General features: G+C 62.8%; 12 protein-coding genes. 7 read left to right on the top strand and 5 right to left on the bottom strand.

Annotated features, from left to right (window positions below; translation table 11 throughout):
• Positions 1-61: 61 nt before the first annotated feature.
• The 4 genes from IVA78_RS12160 to IVA78_RS12145 form a co-directional block, all read right to left on the bottom strand.
• Positions 62-1,006: an EamA family transporter gene (locus IVA78_RS12160; protein ID WP_247281715.1), complete on the bottom strand. Its 945-nt coding sequence runs from the start codon at positions 1,004-1,006 to the stop codon at positions 62-64.
• A 71-nt stretch (positions 1,007-1,077) separates the two neighbouring features.
• Positions 1,078-1,893, bottom strand: a complete 816-nt coding sequence (locus IVA78_RS12155; RefSeq protein ID WP_247281714.1) for an MBL fold metallo-hydrolase — start codon at positions 1,891-1,893, stop codon at positions 1,078-1,080.
• A 107-nt stretch (positions 1,894-2,000) separates the two neighbouring features.
• The gene (locus IVA78_RS12150; RefSeq protein WP_247281713.1) at positions 2,001-3,527 is read right to left on the bottom strand and encodes a permease; all 1,527 of its coding nucleotides are present in this window, start codon (positions 3,525-3,527) and stop codon (positions 2,001-2,003) included.
• The gene (locus tag IVA78_RS12145; RefSeq protein ID WP_247282043.1) at positions 3,524-4,273 is read right to left on the bottom strand and encodes an ABC transporter ATP-binding protein; all 750 of its coding nucleotides are present in this window, start codon (positions 4,271-4,273) and stop codon (positions 3,524-3,526) included. Before IVA78_RS12145 ends, IVA78_RS12150 begins: the two co-directional genes overlap by 4 nt.
• 253 nt (positions 4,274-4,526) lie before the next feature.
• Here IVA78_RS12145 and IVA78_RS12140 point away from each other — a divergent pair, with 253 nt between their 5' ends.
• From IVA78_RS12140 to IVA78_RS12115, 6 genes are all read left to right on the top strand, one after another.
• Positions 4,527-5,402: a branched-chain amino acid ABC transporter permease gene (locus tag IVA78_RS12140; RefSeq protein WP_247281712.1), complete on the top strand. Its 876-nt coding sequence runs from the start codon at positions 4,527-4,529 to the stop codon at positions 5,400-5,402.
• Between the two features lie 5 nt (positions 5,403-5,407).
• Entirely contained in the window at positions 5,408-6,559 is a 1,152-nt protein-coding gene (locus IVA78_RS12135) for a branched-chain amino acid ABC transporter permease (RefSeq protein ID WP_247281711.1), read from the top strand.
• A complete protein-coding gene (locus tag IVA78_RS12130) occupies positions 6,556-7,314 on the top strand; it encodes an ABC transporter ATP-binding protein (protein ID WP_247281710.1) in 759 nt (252 codons plus the stop codon). The genes IVA78_RS12135 and IVA78_RS12130 overlap by 4 nt, the downstream gene beginning before the upstream one ends.
• 4 nt (positions 7,315-7,318) lie before the next feature.
• Entirely contained in the window at positions 7,319-8,107 is a 789-nt protein-coding gene (locus tag IVA78_RS12125; protein WP_247281709.1) for an ABC transporter ATP-binding protein, read from the top strand.
• A 78-nt stretch (positions 8,108-8,185) separates the two neighbouring features.
• Entirely contained in the window at positions 8,186-10,024 is a 1,839-nt protein-coding gene (locus IVA78_RS12120) for an AMP-dependent synthetase/ligase (protein WP_247281708.1), read from the top strand.
• A 139-nt stretch (positions 10,025-10,163) separates the two neighbouring features.
• Positions 10,164-11,363: an ABC transporter substrate-binding protein gene (locus tag IVA78_RS12115; RefSeq protein ID WP_247465426.1), complete on the top strand. Its 1,200-nt coding sequence runs from the start codon at positions 10,164-10,166 to the stop codon at positions 11,361-11,363.
• A 295-nt stretch (positions 11,364-11,658) separates the two neighbouring features.
• On the opposite strand, the gene IVA78_RS12110 is transcribed toward IVA78_RS12115, so the two are convergent.
• Positions 11,659-12,390 (bottom strand): transglutaminase-like cysteine peptidase, encoded by a 732-nt coding sequence (locus tag IVA78_RS12110; RefSeq protein WP_247421652.1) that lies wholly within the window; start codon positions 12,388-12,390, stop codon positions 11,659-11,661.
• Between the two features lie 732 nt (positions 12,391-13,122).
• On the opposite strand from IVA78_RS12110, the gene IVA78_RS12105 reads away from it, so the two are divergent.
• The gene (locus tag IVA78_RS12105) at positions 13,123-18,891 is read left to right on the top strand and encodes a VCBS domain-containing protein (protein WP_247465423.1); all 5,769 of its coding nucleotides are present in this window, start codon (positions 13,123-13,125) and stop codon (positions 18,889-18,891) included.
• Positions 18,892-19,011: the final 120 nt, after the last annotated feature.

Genomic DNA, 19,011 nt, shown 5'->3' with positions numbered 1-19,011 from the left:
TTGCGAGGAGATCAGCATGAACGTGCCTTAGCGACTTGGAGAAAATTGCCGTCCGCGGTCGTCAGGTCTTGCGTGGCGACAGATGCCTCATGCCGCGATCGGTCGCATCGTTCGTTCGCCGGCTCGCTGAACGTTCCGCCAGCCAGATGACGATGATGGAGACAATGACGAGGACCGCGCCAAGCAGCATCAGACGTGAAAACGGCTCGCCCAGAATGACGGTACCGAGCAGCACTGCGATCACCGGGTTGACGAAAGTGTAGGTCGATACCAACGAGGTCGAGACGTTCTCCAGTAGCCAATTGTAGGCGACGAATCCGATCACGCTGCCTGAGATGATCAGCCAAAGCGCCGCGGCAAGCGAAGTCGGCGAGACGTCGCTCGGCCTGAAGCTTGGGATCTCGCCCGTCAGCCAACTGATTGCGAACAACACGGCACCGCCGATCGTAAGCTGCATGCCCGACAGCAGGACGGCGGACGCCTGGTGCGACATGCTCCGGGACAGGACGGTCCCGACCGACCATGACAAGGCCGCAGCCAGGAGAAGGACGACGGGAAGAATGCTGATGCCCGCCTGCTCGACGTTCTGCCACGCCACGAGACCAACGCCGAAGAAGCCGGGCACGAGCGCAAGCAGGGCGAGGGGTTTTGGTCGCTGATCGCCGGGGAACAAGACATCGATCAGCAAGATCCAGAACGGGATGGTAGCAAGAACGATCGCTGCCGCGCCCGAAGGAATCGATTGCTGGGCATAAGCGAGCACGCCGTGGCAGCCGACGAAGAAGAGCAGTCCGCAAAGGCTCGCCCGCGCCCACGCCTGCGAGGATACGTTTGCGACCTGCCCACCGCTCATCGCCAATAGCGCAATGCCGCCGCAGAACGAGCGGAGCGCCATCAGCAAAAATGGCGGGATCGATTCTAGGCCCAATGTGATGGCAAAGTAGGTGGAACCCCACAGCAAATATATCGCGGCGAATGAGCCGAGGATAGAAAATCGTCTGCTCATGATTGCTCCGACCAAGGATGATCTTGAAGCAAACCAAGTCAGAGGACGTTCATGTGTTCCGGCTTCGCGCGTCAGACCCCGTCGAGGATGATCACGGTCGGCTTCGACGGCAGAGCATCCCGCGAGATCCGGAACGACCGCTCGATGCGCTGGTCGATCTCGAACTGCTGGCCGATCCGGCGCATGAAAGTGTCGAGCGGGGTGGCGAAGCGGTGCATCGGCAGCACCACCGAGGCGCGCAGCCGTTTCGTGATCTCGGAGATGCCGTCCAGCGACATGGTATAGGTGCCGTCGATCGGCACCATCACGATGTCGAGCCGCCCGATCTGGGCGAAATGGCTGTCGTCGAGCTTGTGATGAAGATGACCCAGATGACCGATGCAGAGGCCGGCGACCTCGAAGATGAAGATCGAGTTGCCGTCGCGGATCATGTCGGCGCCAGTATCGTCGCCGAAATAACGGCGGATGTCGGTGGTGACGTTGCGGATGAAGGTATCGCCGATGCGCTCCGATACGATCGCCGGCTGGCCGTCCACGCCCCAGCCGTGCAGCACATGGGGAATGCGCTTGTCCGGGAATAGGGTGTAGTGCGTGCTGTGCGCACGGTTCATGGTGACCACATCGGGCAGCGGTCCCACCTGATAGGCGCCGCTATAGTCGGTGGCGATGCGCAGGCCCCCGGGCGTATCGATGAAATAGGTGGAGTGGCCGGCATAGGTGATCTCGACCTCGGCTGAGCCGGCGGCCTGCCGGAACGCGACCGGCAGCGCGCGCGGCGTCGCGTTGGCCATCGCCAGGCATTCGCTGCGTTGAGGTGGCTGTTGGGCGAGGGCAGGTGCGAGGGATACGCCGAACAGCGCCAAAGCCGCCGAAACCAGTCGCCACATGCATCCGTCTCCGATGACTTCACGAGAAAGTCTAGCGTGCAATGCGGCGCGTGGCCAATGGGCTGCGATCAACAGCGCGTCAGTGTCGCACCTTTCGCTAGCGTGGCTTATTCACGCCGCGGGCTGAACTTCCAGGTGATGGCAATGAGGCTAGCCGTGATCAGGCCGCTGATAAGGCCGGCGATGGGGAGAGCGAGCAGCAGCGCCGCAGTCGCGGCCCAACCGATCGAGGAGAAGGCTTCGGCAAAAGTCGCAAGCCGCGAGGAGGTCTGGCGGCGGCGGAATTGGCTGCGCCGGGCCTGCACCCGGAACCAGAGCTGGATCGCGGTGGCGGAGGCCGCACTGATAATGATTGCGCCGGCGCTAATTGCCGCCTGGATTGGCGAGGCGAAGGCCAGCGCCGCCACCAGAGGGCAGAAGATCACGGCGGTCGCGATCAGCACCACCTCGATCTTGGCACGGATGACGCTGGATGGCGTCAGCGGCGCGGTCGCGACCAGGTCGGGCGCGTCCTCGCCCGAGATGGTCAGCCAGGCAAGCCCGCCGGCAAGCTGTCCGGCCGCCATCACGATGACAGGCGTGATCAGCGTCAGCGCTGCCGAGCTGTCGGCAAAATTTCGCCAGAGCAGCAGCGCCGGCGGCACCAGATAGAGCAACTGCATCAGGGTCTGCGAGATCAGCCAGGGATCGCGCCAGAGCAGCGAAAATTCCTTGCGCCGCAGCGCCTGCTGCCGCGATCCGCCGCGGAATGGGCGCTCCTTCGCGCGCACGCGGCCGGATGCGCCATACGCCGCCGCATCGATGGCGGTATCGGCAAAGCGGCCCGAAAAGATCGCCATGACGCTTCCGAGCAGCACGAGCCCGAGCGCGAGAAGCAGCAACAGCGCCTCGCAGTCGCCCATGGTCGCCCGCGCCGGCCACCACCAGATGCTGTCGACATCAGGCGCGTAGGCGGCGAGGCTACCCGAGGTCAGGATGGTGAAGCGCGACAGCGTGCCGTAGGACATGATCGCGGCGACCTGAAGCGCGATCACGAAGCCAGCGCCGATGACCGCGGCGAGGATCTGGGCGATCAAGCGCGTCCGCGCCGGCCCGATCAGCCGAAACAGGAGAATGGTGACGGCAATCGCGATCGCCGCCGCCGACAGGCCCATCGCGACCACGACGCCCAACGCGCTGAGCCATCGCGCACCGCCGCCGATCACCAGCACGTCGATGAAGGGCGTCGAGAACAGCAGCGCCATCACCGTGACGGTCAGCGCGATCGCGGCAATGCGGACCGAGAACAGGTTGGCCAGCCTCGCCGGCGAGGACATGATGAGGTCGAGATCGGCACGGGCGTAAAACACCCGTGTCACCGATTCGATCGCCTGCGACAGCATCAAGCTCCAGGCCAGAAAGATCGTCGCCGAGATCACGATCAGCGAGGCCTTATCGAGCGGCAGTTGCAGATCGGCGAAGCGGCCGATCACCGCCCAGGCCGGCACGTGCAGGAGTGCTGCGAAGAACAACAGGCCGATGACGGCGGCGCGCGCTCGCTTGCGCTGGCCGCCGGTCATCATGGCAAACCATTCGCGCCAGGCGAGCCGGAGCTCGTGACGAGCGAACCAGGAGAACGCGGTCGCCGAGCTCATGCGGCGTCCGGAAACGTCACCAGCGCGATGAAAAGGTCTTCCAGGCTGGTATTGTCATGGCCGTTCTGCCGGCGCAGTTCGTCAAGCGTGCCTTCGGCGACCAGATGGCCCGATGCGATCACGCCGATGCGGTCGGCCATGCGCTCGGCGACCTCGAGAATATGCGTGGTCATGATGACGGTGCAGCCGGCGCGGACGCGCTCGCTGAGGAGGCCCTTCACATGGCGGGCGGAAACGGCATCGAGCCCCGTCAGCGGCTCGTCGAGGATGATGAGGCGGGGATCGTGCACCAGCGCGCCGGCCAGCGCCACCTTCTGGCGCATGCCTTTGGAAAAGCCTTCGCAGCGTTCGTGCCGATGCGACTCGAGGCCCAGCGAGCCGAGAAGCTCCTGCGCAACCGGTTCCGAGCTGGACGGCGCGATACCCCAGAGACCGGCGACGAACTCGAGATATTCAAGCGGCGTCAGCTTGTCGTAGATCATCGGCTCGTCGGACACCCATGCCATCATCTGCTTGGCGGCGACCGGATTTTGGAGCGCATCGATGCCGAAGATCGAGACGCGTCCGGCATCGGGCCGCAGCAGGCCTGCGACCATGCGCAGGGTGGTGGTTTTGCCGGCGCCGTTAGGGCCGACCAGGGCATAGAATTCGCCGGCATGAATGGTGAGATCGAGGCCATCGACCGCCAAACGGTCAAAACGCTTCGTTAACCCCAGGACTTCCAGCGCCGAGCTGTCCGGCTTCATGACGGCCACACCATCCGGTTTTGCATCGTCCGCGACCATGACTTTAAGATGTTTCGGCACCGTGAATCTACGGCCGACAAATTCCGTTATCCTAAAGGCAAGTGTCCGTTTGTTGACAGCGCTTGGCGGTTCAGGCTGAATTGGCCTCGGACAAATGGCGCTGACGCAGCGAAACGACTGCGTAGCGACTGGACACAAGATGCAACAAGGCGGTCAGGAAGAACCGTTGGTTGCGTCGGGAGGATGCGCGGCGATGCTGGATTTCGTTCAGCAGCTGGTCAGCGGTGTTGCGCTCGGCTGCGTCTACGGCCTGATCGCGCTCGGCTTCGTGCTCGTCTACAAGGCCACCGAGGTCGTCAATTTCGCCCAGGGCGATCTGATGATGCTCGGCGGCTTCTTCGCCTTCACCTTCATCGGCATGATGGGTCTGAACTACTGGATCGGCTTTGCCGGTGCCGTGGCCGCCATGGCGCTGTTCGGCATGCTGGCGGAGCGCGTGGTGGTGCGGCCGATCCTCGGCTATCCACAATTCTCCATCATCATGGCGACGATAGGCCTCGGCTATTTCCTGCGCTCGATCGCCGGCATGATCTGGGGCACCGACGATTTGAAAATCGAGACCCCCTTCAGCCAGGGGGTGCTGCGCATGGGCTCTCTGGTCCTTGCCTACGACAAGCTCTCGGTGATCGCAGCAACAATGATCCTGTGCGCGCTGCTGTGGCTGTTCTTCAACAAGACCACGCTTGGCACTGCGATGCGCGCCAGTTCCGAGAACATGCTGGCGGCCTATTACATGGGTATTCCGGTCAAGCGCGTGGTGTCGATCGTCTGGGCCATTAGCGCGGCGGTCGCCACCTGCGCCGGCGTGCTGCTGGCGCCGATCACCTTCATCCATTCCAATGTCGGCCTCGTGCTCGGCCTGAAGGCCTTTCCGGCCGCCGTGCTCGGCGGCTTCGGCTCGATCCCGGGCGCGGTCGTCGGCGGCGTGCTGATCGGCGTGATCGAGAGCATGGCCGGCTTTTATTTGGCCGAAGGTTGGAAGGACGTCGCACCCTACATCGTGCTGCTCGCCGTGCTGCTCTTGAAACCTGAAGGCCTGTTCGGCCTCCACGTCCGCAAGAAGGTCTGAACGCCATGCGCTTCCTGTTCAAGACCGATTATGAGGACGACATCAAGCTGTTTCCGCATTCGGGCTACGTCGCCACCTATGGCGTCCTGCTCGCACTGCTGCTGATCGCGCCCTATCTGCTCTCCAGCTACCTGATGAGCCAGCTCGTCTTCGTCTGCATCTATGCGACCGTCGGCGTGGCGCTGCTGATCCTGACCGGGTTTACCGGCCAGGCTTCGCTCGGGCACGCAGCGTTCCTCGCGATCGGGGCCTATACAGCGGCGTATTTGCAGAAATACAACGTGCCGTTCCCGGTCTACTTCCTCGCTGCCGGAGTTTTGACCGGGATCATCGGCGCGATGGTCGGCTTTCCCGCCCTGCGCCTGACAGGCATCTATCTCGTCATCGCCACCATCTCCTTTGCCTTGATCGTCGAGGAGATCCTGGCGCGCTGGGAGAGCGTCACCAACGGCAATGAAGGCATGCGGGTCAAGACGCTATCGCTGCTCGGCGTCACGGTCCCGCGCGACAGCCCGACCTTCTATTACCTCTGCCTTGCCGTGCTGGTGCTGACCATCGTCGGCACGCTCAATCTGCTGCGCTCGCCGACGGGCCGCGCCTTTGTTGCGATCCGCGACTCCGAGACCGCGGCGCGCAGCATGGGCGTCAATGTTGCGCTCTACAAGGTGAAGTCCTTTGCGATCTCGGCGGCGATCACCGGTTTTGCCGGGGTGCTGTTCGCGCACAAGCTCTCGTTCATCTCGCCGGAGATGTTCACGCTGCAGCTCTCGATCGAGTTCATCATCGTGATCCTGATCGGCGGCGCCTTCAGCCTGCACGGCGCGGTTCTGGGCGCGATCTTTATCGTGATGATCGATCCGTTCCTGACTTACCTCAAGGACGACATGCCCGGCATTATCGCCGGCATCGCCGCGACATTTGGTGCGAGCTCGGCGACTGCGGGCAACATTCAGTCCAAGGTCGCAGCCTTCGCCTCGCTCAACGGCCTGAAAGGCGCGATCTACGGCGTCATCATCGTGCTGTTCGTGCTGTTCGAGCCGCTCGGCCTCTACGGCCGCTGGCTCAAGATCAAGCTCTTCTTCCAACTGTTCCCGCTCTACAAGCGCGCCACCTTCAAGCGGCAGAAGATCTACGTGAAATCGGAGCGCAACCGATGAGCTATTTCCGCGCCGAGAACCTGTCGCTGCACTTCGGCGGTCTCAAGGCCGTCGATACGGTCTCGTTCGCGATCGAGAAGGGCGAGATCCTCTCGATCATCGGTCCCAACGGCGCCGGCAAGAGTTCGATCTTCAACCTGATCTCGCGCATCTACCGGCCGACGTCGGGCCGCATCTTCTTCGAGGACCAGGACATCACCGAACAGCCGCCCTACGACATCGCCAAGCTCGGTATTGCCCGCACCTTCCAGAACATCGAGCTGTTCGAGAACGCGACCGTGCTCTCCAATCTGCTGGTTGGACGCCACCGCCATTCCACCACCCAACTCTGGCAGGAGCTGCTGTTCCTGCCGAGCGTACGGGCCAACGAGAAGGTGCACCGCCGCCGGGTCGAGCAGGTGATCGAATTCCTCGATCTCGAACCCTATCGCGACAAGCTGATCTCGGGCCTTCCCTATGGCGTGCGCAAGGTGATCGAGCTGGCGCGCGCGCTGTGCTCGGAGCCGAAGCTGATCCTGCTGGATGAGCCGTCCTCCGGCCTCAATGTCGAGGAGACCGACGACATGTCGTTCTGGATCCGCGACATGAAAAACGAACTCGGCGTCACCGTGCTTATGGTCGAGCACGACATGTCGCTGGTGAACCGCGTTTCCGACCGCGTCATTGCTCTCAACTATGGCCGGGTGCTGGCGATGGGCTCTCCGGCCGAGGTGCAGCAGCACCCCGATGTCGTCGCCGCGTATCTGGGAGCCTGAGTCGATGGATGCGACCGCGACACCCGAGACCATCTTGAAACTCTCGAACATCGAGAGCTATTACGGGCCGATCATGGCGATCCGCGGCATCTCGCTGGAGGTACCGCGCGGCCGCATCGTCACGCTGCTCGGCGCCAATGGCGCCGGCAAGACCACAGTGCTCAAGACCATCTCCGGCATCCTCGATCCGCAGAAGGGCGCGATCGAGTTCATGGGCAAGCCGATCCAGCGCATGGAAGCCGACAGGATCGTGCGGCTCGGCCTCAGTCACGTGCCGGAGGGGCGCGAAGTCTTCCCGTTCCTCTCGGTGCGCGAGAACCTGATGATGGGCGCCTATCCGCGCCGGGACCGTGACGGCGTCGCGGAAGATCTGGAGCGCGTCTACGGCTATTTCCCGCGCCTGAAGGAGCGCATCAACCAGCCGGCCGGTCAGCTCTCCGGCGGCGAGCAGCAGATGTTGGCGATCGGCCGCGCCCTGATGAACCGGCCGACGCTGCTCCTGCTCGACGAACCCTCGCTCGGTCTGTCGCCGCTGATGGTGAAGGAGATCTTCACCATCATCCGCCGCGTCAACGAGGAGCAGCGCATGTCGATCCTGCTGGTCGAGCAGAACGCCAAGGTGGCGCTGGAGACCGCGCATTACGGCTATGTCCTGGAGATCGGCCGGATCGTGATGAACGACACCTGCGACCGCTTGATGCATTCCCAGGACATCCAGGAATTTTACCTTGGCGCCAAGGAAGTGGGCGCTAGAGGCGAACGGCGCTGGAAAAAGAAGAAAACGTGGCGTTAGATGGACGAGCCCCTCCGCAAGACATAGACCGCCGGCAAGGCAGGCGACGGAGGGGATCGCGACAAGGAGGAGAGGTGCATGGCCCGACCGGCGGTGCTGACGGTCGCTGATACGATCGCGAAGAGCTTCCTGTGCGCCGTCGAGACGCGGGGCGACAGGCCGGCGATCCGCGAGAAGAAGTTCGGCATCTGGCAGCCGACGAGCTGGCGCCAATGGCTGGATATCTCAAAAGAGGTCGCCTATGCGCTTCGCGCGATCGGCTTCATGCCCGGCGACGTCGCCTCCATCATCGCCAATGCCGTGCCCGAATGGGTCCATGCCGACATGGGCATCCTGTGCGCCGGGGGCGTCTCCTCCGGCATCTATCCCACCGACGCATCGTCCCAGGTCGAATATCTCGTCAACGACTCCAGAACAAAGGTGATCTTCGTCGAGGACGAGGAGCAACTCGACAAGGTCCTCGCCTGCCGGGCGCGCTGTCCTACCTTGCAGAAGATCATCGTGTTCGACATGGAGGGCCTCGGCGGTTTCTCCGACGACATGGTGATGTCGCTCGACGAGTTCCGCGCGCTCGGCCGCAACCACATGGTCGGCCGCGAGGCGCTGTGGCAGGAGATGATCGACAGCCGCGGCGCCGGCGATCTCGCGATCCTCGTCTACACGTCGGGCACGACAGGTCCGCCGAAAGGCGCGATGCATGCCAACCGCAGCGTGACGCATCAGATGCGGCACGCCAGCGACTTCATTCCCGCGCAAGAGGACGAGGACCGGCTGATCTTTCTGCCGCTCTGTCACGTTGCCGAGCGCGTCGGCGGCTATTACATCTCGGTCGCGCTCGGCTCGGTGATGAACTTTGCCGAGAGCCCGGAGACCGTGCCCGATAATTTGCGCGAGGTGCAGCCGACCGTTTTCCTCGCAGTGCCACGGATCTGGGAAAAATTCTATTCCGCGATCACCATCGCGCTGAAGGATGCGACGCCGCTCCAGCAATGGGTCTATCGCCGCGCCATCGGCATCGGCTACCGCATGGTCGATTGCCGGCTCGAGGGCAGGAGGCCGCCGCTGATGCTGCGCCTCGCCAACCGTCTCGCCTATCGCGTCGCTTTCCGCAACATTCGCCGCATGATTGGGCTCGACCGCTGCCGCATCGCCTTCACCGGCGCCGCGCCGATCGCCCCCGAACTGATCCGCTGGTATCTCGCGCTCGGCATCGACATGCACGAAGTCTATGGCCAGACCGAGAATTGCGGGGTTGCCACCATGATGCCGGCGGAGCGGATCAAGCTCGGCTCGGTCGGCACGGCCGTCCCCTGGGGTGAGGTCGTGCTGTCGCCCGACGGCGAGATCCTGATCAAAGGCGACTTCCTGTTCATGGGCTACCTGAACCAGCCGGAGAAGACCGCCGAAACCATCGATTCCCGCGGCTGGCTGCACACCGGCGACGTCGGCACCATCGACAATGAAGGCTTCGTCCGCATCACCGACCGGATGAAGGACATCATCATCACCTCGGGCGGCAAGAACATCACGCCGTCCGAGATCGAGAACCAGCTCAAATTCTCGCCCTACATTTCGGACGCCGTGGTGATCGGCGACAAGCGGCCCTATCTCACCTGCCTCGTCATGATCGACCAGGAGAATGTCGAGAAATTCGCGCAGGACCACGACATCCCGTTCACCAATTATGCCAGCCTGTGCCGGGCGACGGAGATTCAGGACCTGATCTGGCGCGAGATCGAACAGGTCAATGGCAATTTTGCCCGCGTCGAGACCATCAAGAAGTTCTACCTGATCGAGCGCCAGCTCACTCCGGAAGACGAGGAACTGACGCCGACCATGAAGCTGAAGCGCGGCTTCGTGAACAAGCGCTACGCTGCCGAGATCGAGGCGATGTATCGCCAGCGTGCGGTGGCGTGACTCACATGCCCCCGGAAGAGTGGGAGTCGGTTTCCCGACGGGGCATGTGCAGAAAAGAAAAGCGAGCCCATTCAAGCAAGCGGAGGAGCGATGGCCCTCGCCCTTCGTCCAACACGGGCCTTTAGGAGAGGAGACGTCAATGTCGAAATCATTCAGCGCGTTCGGCCTTGCTGTGAGTGCCGTGGTGCTCACCTGTCTGCCGGCCGCGGCGCAAACCAAGGTCACCAACGAAGGCATCTCGGCATCCGAGATCGTTATCGGCACTCACCAGGACCTGTCGGGACCGATCAAGGGTTGGGGCGTCCCGGTTGCAAACGGCATGAAGATGGCGACCGAGGAGATCAATGCGTCCGGCGGGATCAACGGCCGCAAGATTCGACTGGTCATCGAGGACAGCGGCTATGATCCGAAAAAGGCCGTGCTGGCGTCGCAAAAACTGATCGAGCGCGACAAGATCTTCGCGATGGTGGGACCTATGGGATCACCGACGGTCCTCGCCGCGCAGGACATCCTCTTCGACGCCGGCGTACTGCAGCTCTTCCCGCTGACGGCGGCCGAGTTCACCTTCAAGTTCGATCCGGCCAAGCCGCAGGAGCGACTGAAGTTCAACAACCTGTTGCCTTACGTCGAGAGCACGCGGGCCGCGCTGAAATACATGATGGAGTGGAAGGGCTTCAAGAAGCCCTGCATCATGCATCAGGATGACGAGTACGGTAAGAACGTGCTCGACGGCTTCAACCAGCAGCTCACCGCGATGAAGGCTCAGCCGGCTTCGATCACGAGCTACAAGCGCGGCGCCTCCGACTTCAGCGCGCAGATCGCCAAGATGAAGTCCGACGGCTGCGACCTCGTCGTGCTCGGCACCGTGCTCCGCGAGACCATAGGAGCGATGACCGAAGCCAAGAAACTCGGCTGGGACGTCACCTTCCTCGGTGCCACGCCGACCAACGTGATGGAGGTGCCGATGCTCGGCAAGGAAGCCGTCGAAGGTCTCTACGCCGCCAGCGGCTTCGAGATTCCCTACGAGGACACCGCCAAGGGCAAGGTCAAGGACTGGCTGGTGAACTACAAGAAGATGTTTGGCACCGACGCCAACACGCAGGCGATCATCGGCTACAACGCGGTGATGACGTTTGCGTTCTACGCGGAGAAAGCGGGCAAGGATCTCACAGGTCAGAAGATGCTGGACGCGCTCGAGTCGGGCGAGAAATTCCTCGACATCTTCAACTCGCCCCCGACCAAGTTCTCCAAGACCGATCACCTCGCCAACACGATCACCCAGGTACAGCAGGTCAAGGGCGGCCGTTGGGTGCTGGTGAAGGACAATCTGATGTTTTGATGCGCTCGCTCTTGCCGCGCGAACGGTGCACCCTCTCCCCTCGTCGGAGAGGGTCGCTTCGCGAATGCGAAGCCGGGTGAGGGGTTCTATTCTCACGAACAGTCTTGCGAGCGCAGACAGACCCGGCGCTTCGCGCCACCTTCTGCCGCAGGAGAGAAGGAAGAAAGCGCGACCGGCTACGATCCCCCACCCGCCGTCCCCGAATTCACCGGGGCCAGTTCGTCCTCCCGGCAACGCCAGCCGTCGGGCAGCGCCTTGCGCCGGCCCGTTGTCTTCATGCGCGCTACAAAGTGGATCACCGCGGCTCGGTGGCTGCGATCGAGAACCGCGCGGGTTCGTCGACATATTTCATCACGGCCGACTGGTAGAGCACGAACAGCGGCTGGTAGCTCCGCGCAGCGTCGTCCTCGACCATCGCCATGCGGCGGTTGTCGAGCATCAGCCAGTGGCCGTCGAGCCGCGCGGCGGCCACGGCATGCGCCTCGCCGGCGCGGGTGTCGCGCACCACGACGATGCGGAGGTCTTCAGCGGCAATGCCGGCGAGCCGCAGTGCGGCGAGCTTGGCAATAGCGTAGTCTTCGCAATCGCCGGCGCCGCGCTGGAAGGTCGCAAGCGGCGAGCTCCAGACGTCATTGGTGCCGTCATTGACGGCCCGGATGGCGAAGTTGACGGCGCGGTTGGCCTCGCCCAGCCGCGCACGGCCGTCGCGATCACGAGCCTGGTCGACGATGGCGAGCAGCTTCAGGGCCGCAGGCGATGCGCAATTGTCCCGATCGCCATCGCACAGCGCGAGCTGCACCATGTCGTCGTCGAGCTTGTCCTTCAGCGCGAGCCATTTCCGTTGCAGGCCGCCCGACGAGATGGCGAAGGCGAACACGCCGAAGGGCTCGGCGGATTTGCGCACAAGGACGCCGGCGCCGGGCGACAGCAGCGTGCCGGCGCGAAGCTCGGCGGCCGATCCGAGCAGGACCAATCCGCACATAACAAGGATTGCGCGCCAAGCGCGCCAGCGACCAGCGGTCTCCATCTGACATCCCCTTCCGGGCTTCGCGAGATCCCTCTCGATCTCGACGTGCCGGCTTTGTTGCTTTCGGGCAGATAGTGCGAGATGGGCCGTTTTGTTCTGCTTAACGCGCCCGGCAGGGGTCACAAAACCGGGGAACAGGCTGAAACGCGCCTGCTCATATTGCGTAAAATTTTACGCAGGCAAGGGGGACGCCACCCACGCGAGAATGGAACTAATTGCAGGTGCTGATCGTGCGCTCGTAATTTCACGCCCTATGCCTAACGACCCGCTATTTCACGCGTTCTGTTAACTGGATCACAGATTTGGTTCCATGTTTGCCCCAGTGTGCTGCCGGGTATTGGAATAGAAGATGACACAAGTATTCGTTGCCTACTCTATACTTTAGAATACGTGAGGATCGACGAAATTAGCTCCAACATGGGAAAATTATACTTCCAAATGTTTGCGGTATTGCCGCGCATCCTCCAGGAGACTTGGTTCAACGGGGCCTGTGCGGCTCGGTGGACGCCGAATCACACAAGCAATAGATGGTTTCGCTAAGGACTTGGTAATGCTATGCAAGCTTAGGCAGTCGATACTTACTTAGATTTTAACCCTTTTTACGGTGCCCGGTTGAATTACGCTGGCAAATTTGACGCCACGATCTCTTTGGACGGCCCGGGTTCCCGTTTACCCGCCGATGTCCATGTCGATTTCTCTGCCAAGCCCTTTGTCGCAAAGGCACATGGCAATGTGCCCGATGGCGCGTTCGTTGTTCCTGACCCTAGCCTGATCTTCAACGGCGAGTTCAAGCGCGCAGGTCTCGACCTCGTGCTGTCCCATGAGGGTCGCGAGTTCGTCGTTCACGATTATTTCAGGGGCGACAAGCGGGCAGCGATCGCCTCGCCGGACGGCGCCCATCTCACCGGCGACATCGTCAATACCCTCACGGGCCATGTACAATATGCGCAGGCTGCGCCCGGCACCGCAGCGGCCCAGGTCATCGGTCACGTCACAAAACTCTCCGGCAGCGCGTCCGCGATCCGTAACGGCGTGTCGGTCATCCTGAACAATGGCGACAATGTCGAGAAGGGCGACGTGGTCTCGACCGGCGCCGATTCGACACTCGGCATCACCTTCATCGACGGCACCGTGTTCGGCCTGTCCTCCAATGCGCGGATGGTGCTGAACGAGATGGTCTACGACCCCAACGGGTCGAGCAATTCCTCGCTGCTGAGCCTGGTCGCGGGCACCATCACCTTCGTCGCCGGCGAGACCGCTAAGCACGGTGACATGAAGGTCGACACGCCGGTCGCCACCATGGGCATCCGCGGCACTGCGGTGCTGACCCAGATCAACTTCGTCGTCCCTGCCGGTGGCGGCGATCCGCAGCCGCAGGCGAGCTTCCAGGTGCTGGTCGAGCCGAACGGCACCACGGGCTCGTACATTCTGTTCGACAAGATCACGCTGCTGCCGATCGCGACGGTCAACCAGGCCGGCCAGATGATCCAGATCAGCGGCGGCAACATCTCGATCACCAATGCGCTGATGTCGCCGGACGTGCAGAAGCTGATCACGGACGTGTTCACGCTGAAGTTCACCGATAACAACAGCAACACTAAGCTGACCACGAACTTCACCGACACGATCACGCAGACCAGCGACGGGATCTTGATCAAGACCCCGGCCGGCTACATCGTGACCGCGGTCTTCACGAACTTCAATCCGCAGGGACAGGAAGCCCCTAGCAACTCTACGCCCACGGCCACCCGTGTTCCCGGCCAGCCGCTGGTGCAAAGCCTCGATTCCAGCGGCAATGTGAAGACCGCGTTCGCGCTCACCGAGCGCGCGGACGCCACGGGCGACACAACGCATGCCGACACTGTCTCAGGCCGGATCACCTTCGTCGACCAAAACCTTGGCGACCGGCCGTCGGTGTCGGTGAGCCTCGCCGAGGCGCCGAACTACGTCTACAAGAACGCCGGCCAGCAGGACGTCACCGGCTCGCTCACCGCGCTCCAGAAGCAGGACATCGCGGCGACGCAGATCCAGATCAGTGTCGCCGCCGATGGCGGCAACACCAACAACGGCTCGGCGGTCTGGACCTACACGATCCCCGACAACGTCTTCGACTTCCTCGCGGCCGGTGAAACGCTGACGCTGACCTACATGGTTCGCGTCGATACCAATTTCGCAGTGAGCCCGGAGTCCAAGTTCATCCCGATCACCATCACGATCACGGGAACGAACGACAAGCCCACCGTGGCGACATCGGGTGGCACCGTCATCGAGAAGGTCGGGACCGGCAACCAGGCTCTGGACACCATCACGGGCACGGTCAGCTTCACCGACGTCGATCTGACGGACCGGCCGATCGTGAGCGCGGCGCTCTCGTCGACCCAGCCGTTCAAATATCTCGATGCCGAAGGCAACGATATCAGCGCGACGCTGACGGCGGAGCAGCGCGCCGCGATCGCCGCCGTCGAGGTGCCGCTGACCGTGGTGCAGGGCGCGGGAAACAGTAACAACGGTTCGGCCACCTGGACCTACAGCGCTCCCGACCATCTCTTCGATTTCCTCGCCGAAGGCGAAAAGCTGATCCTCAACTACGTGGTGCAGGTCGATGACGGGCACGGCGGTGTGGTCAGCACGCCGATCACCGTGTCCATCAACGGTGCGGACGTCAATGTCGAGGGCACAAACGACCTGCCGACGATCGTCGAAGACTCCACGATCCCAACCGGCGCGGTGATCGAGGACACGGCGGGGACGCTCGCGGCGAGCGGCACGATTACCTTCAACGACCCCGATCTCACGGACACGCACACCGCGAGTTTCGCGCTGAAGTCGACGACGTCGAGCTCGCATTTACCCGGCTTCAGCGACGGCACCTCGCATATCGGCACTTTCGCGCTTGCGGCGGTGAGCGAAAGTCCCGGCGTCAGCACGCGAGGGTCCGTGGGCTGGACCTTTACGCTCCACGATAACGATCCGGTGCTCCAGTCGCTGGCCGAAGGCCAGACCATCAAGCAGGTCTACACCGTTACGGTCGACGATCATCACGGCGGGACGGTCACCCAGGACGTCACGGTGACCATTACCGGGACCAACGATGCGCCGACCGTTACGAGCGATGCCGACGCGGCAAGGGGGAGCGTCACCGAGGATGCCAGCACGACGCTGTCAACCTGCGGCACGCTGGCGATCAAAGATCTCGATCTGATCGACACTCACACCGCGACGGCGGTGTTCAGGTCGTCGACGTCGAGCGCGCAATTGCCAGGCTTCGACGACAACACGCCTCTCGGGACCTTCACGATCGATCCGTCGGTGGCCGAATCCAGCAGCGACACCGATAACGGTGCCACGCTGGGCTGGCATTTCGTGCTCAACGACAACGACCCGGTGCTCCAGTCGCTGGCCAAAGGGCAGACCATCACTCAAGTCTATACCGTCACTTTCACCGACGATCACGGTGCACAGGTTTCTCAGGACGTTACGGTCACCATCACCGGCACCAATGACGCGCCGACGATGACCAGCAGTGCCGCGGACGCCGCCGGAGCTGTGACCGAGGATACTTGCGCGACGCTGTCGATCGACGGCACGCTCGCGATCCAGGATCTCGACCTGATCGACGTTCACACCGCGCAGACCGTGTTGAAGTCGTCGACGTCGAGCGTTCATCTGCCGGGCTTCGACGACGGTACGCCACTCGGGACCTTCACGATCGATTCCGCGCTCGCGGAGTTCAACACCGACACCGATAATGGCGCGACGCTGGGCTGGCACTTCAGCCTCGACAACAACGATGCGGTGCTCCAGTCGCTGGCGCAGGGCCAGACCATCACCCAGGTCTACACCGTCACCTTCACCGACGATCACGGCGCGCAAGTCTCGCAGGACGTGACCGTCACGATCAACGGCGGCAATGACGCACCGACAATCACCAGCGATGCCGCCGCGGCAACGGGCGCGGTCACCGAGGATGAGGGCTCGTCGCTGTCGGCATGCGGCACGCTGGCAATCCAGGACGTCGACCTGATCGACACCCATACGGCACAGTGGTCGTTCAAATCGTCGTCCGTCAGCTCGGCTCTGGCGGGCTTCGGGACCGGTTCGCATATCGGCACTTTCTCGATCGATTCGTCGGTGGCTGAATCCGGTAGCGACGCCAGCAACGCTGCGACGCTGGGCTGGCACTTCACCTTGGACAACAGCGATCCCGTGCTGCAGTCGCTGGCGGAGGGACAGACCGTCACCCAGGTCTACACCGTCACGTTCGACGATCATCACGGCGGCACCGTCAGCCAGGACGTCACCGTCACGATTACCGGCACCAACGATGCGCCGGCCGTTTCCTATGTGACGTCGGACTACATGAATTTCGACGGCGAGACGATCGCGGTTGGCGACGTGCCGACGGTCGCCACTGATGACGTCACGCTGGACGGTTGGGTGAATTGGAGCGGGGCCGCCGATCCCGGCGACGGCCAGATCCTGTTCTACAACGGTAACACCTCGACCACCGGTTTCGGTCTCCTCGGTACGGTCAACGACGATGGTACCCTGGAGCTGCAGATTCTCGCAGGCGGCGTCGATATCGAAGATACCGGCGTGGCGCTCACGGCGTCGCAGTGGCACAACATCGCGCTGACCCGCGACAACGGCACCTTCACGCTCTATCTGGACGGAAAGCTCGAATATTCGCAGTCATGGGCGTTCAATCCGATCGACGGCAGCCCGTCGAATCCGTCGGCGTCCTACATGATGATCGGTGCGGCTAGTCATGAATGCGGGCCCGGCTATAAGGGGGAGGGCTTCACCGGCTCGATCGCCGATGTCAGCGTCTGGACCACCGCGCTCACGCAGACGCAGATCCAGTCGATCGATTTCACCGGCCTCACCGGCAACGAGGCGAATCTTGCCGCGTATTATCAGCTCGGCGACGGCAACGGGACCACGGCCGCCAATACGGTCAACTCCGCCCACAGCCTCGCGATCGAGGGTACTGCGGACTGGGCCAGCGGGACCTCCGGGCCGGGCGGCGCCGTTGCCGGTCTGATGGAAACCAATGCCGGCCAGCTCTCGCATGGCGTGCTGACGGTCTCCGAGGTCGACGCGAGCGACCACGTCACGGTGTCGGTCAGCCAGGTGCAGGTCTCTCTCGATGGCGTGCCGCAAACCGGCTGCGTCGGCGGGCTGTCGCATGCAGATCTTTTGAACTATCTCACCGTGCCGTCCGGCGACATCCTCGATGGCACGGCCACCTATGCCCAGTTCTCCTGGTGTTTTAATTCGGGCAGCCAGGCCTTCAACTTTCTCGCCGCCGGCCAGACGCTGTCGCTGCAATACACGATCGTTCCGTCGGATGCCGAGGGCGCTGGCACAGGCGCAATCGTCACTGTCAACATTGCCGGCAGCAACGATGCGCCGACGCTGTCCGATCTTCACATCGGCCCGCTCACGGACACCGCCGAGGACGACACCTTCTCCAACCTCACCGGGCAACTGGCCGGCACCGACTCCGATAGCGGCGAGACGGCGACGCTGACCTTTGCCGTCCTGAACGCGGATCACCATGCCACGACGACGGTTGCGGGACTGTACGGTTCGCTCACGGTCAACCCGGACGGCAGCTACAGCTACGTTCCCAATGCAGGGGCCATCAACGCGCTGTCGGACGGGTCCTATGCGGATATTTTCATGGTCCAGACCACGGACGCGCATGGTGCCACCGGCACGGCAACGCTCACGGTAGACGTGACCGGCGCCGACGACGCCAGCGGCCCGGTCATCGACACCACGAGCTTCTACGTTTGGCACGACGACGAGAGCAACACCGACTTCATCACCGGTCTCTCGTTCATCGACACCGATGCCGACGCTGCGACGGATGAGTTCCAGATCACGACCGTAACTGCACATGATCCGGACAGCAGTGTCGCCCCGGGGGCGGCGTGCGGCTCTCTCGATGACATCAACTTGGCCCTCGCGGATGGGGTCATTGATGATCCGGGCCAAACGCCGCCGGACAACGATCAGATCACGCTGACGCTGAAGGACAAAACCACCGGCCTGTTCGATACCGTCCAGTTCATCTTCAACGAGGCGGGGGATACCAGCCAGGGCATCACCCTGGAGGGCACCGGCGGCAAGGACGTCATCTTCGCGACCGACACCGGCGACACGCTGATCGGAGGGGCCGGCAAGGATCAGTTCGTGTTCTCGCCGGGTTCGATTGGTTATGGCCCCGAAAACTCCAATACGGATTTCACGCACACCATCATCGATTTCACGAGCGGGCTGGACAAGATCGACCTGCGGCAGTTCTCGGACGTCAACTCCGTCGGCAATCTCACTATCGTCCAGCAGCAGGGCTCCGGCGACTCGCTGGTCAACTGGCATCAGCAGTTCACGCAGCCTGAGGGCGCGCCGGTCACGGAGAACGAGTCGCTGCTGCTGAAGAACGTGATCGCGGCAAATCTCAAGGCCGGCGATTTCATCTTCCACATGACCTGATCGCCGCCCGGGAGCTCCCGCCAGCCGGCTCGCGGCCTGGCCGCGTCAAAAAATCCATGATCCTCGGCCGCCAGGGCATAGTAAATCGCGCGCGGACGCTTCATGATCAGTGCGCACGGC

Origin of the sequence: Bradyrhizobium sp. 137 (genome assembly GCF_023074095.1) — a bacterium.
GTDB lineage: Bacteria > Pseudomonadota > Alphaproteobacteria > Rhizobiales > Xanthobacteraceae > Bradyrhizobium.
The sequence above is the reverse complement of the archived record's forward strand: the minus strand, read 5'-3'. Positions and strand labels throughout refer to the sequence as shown.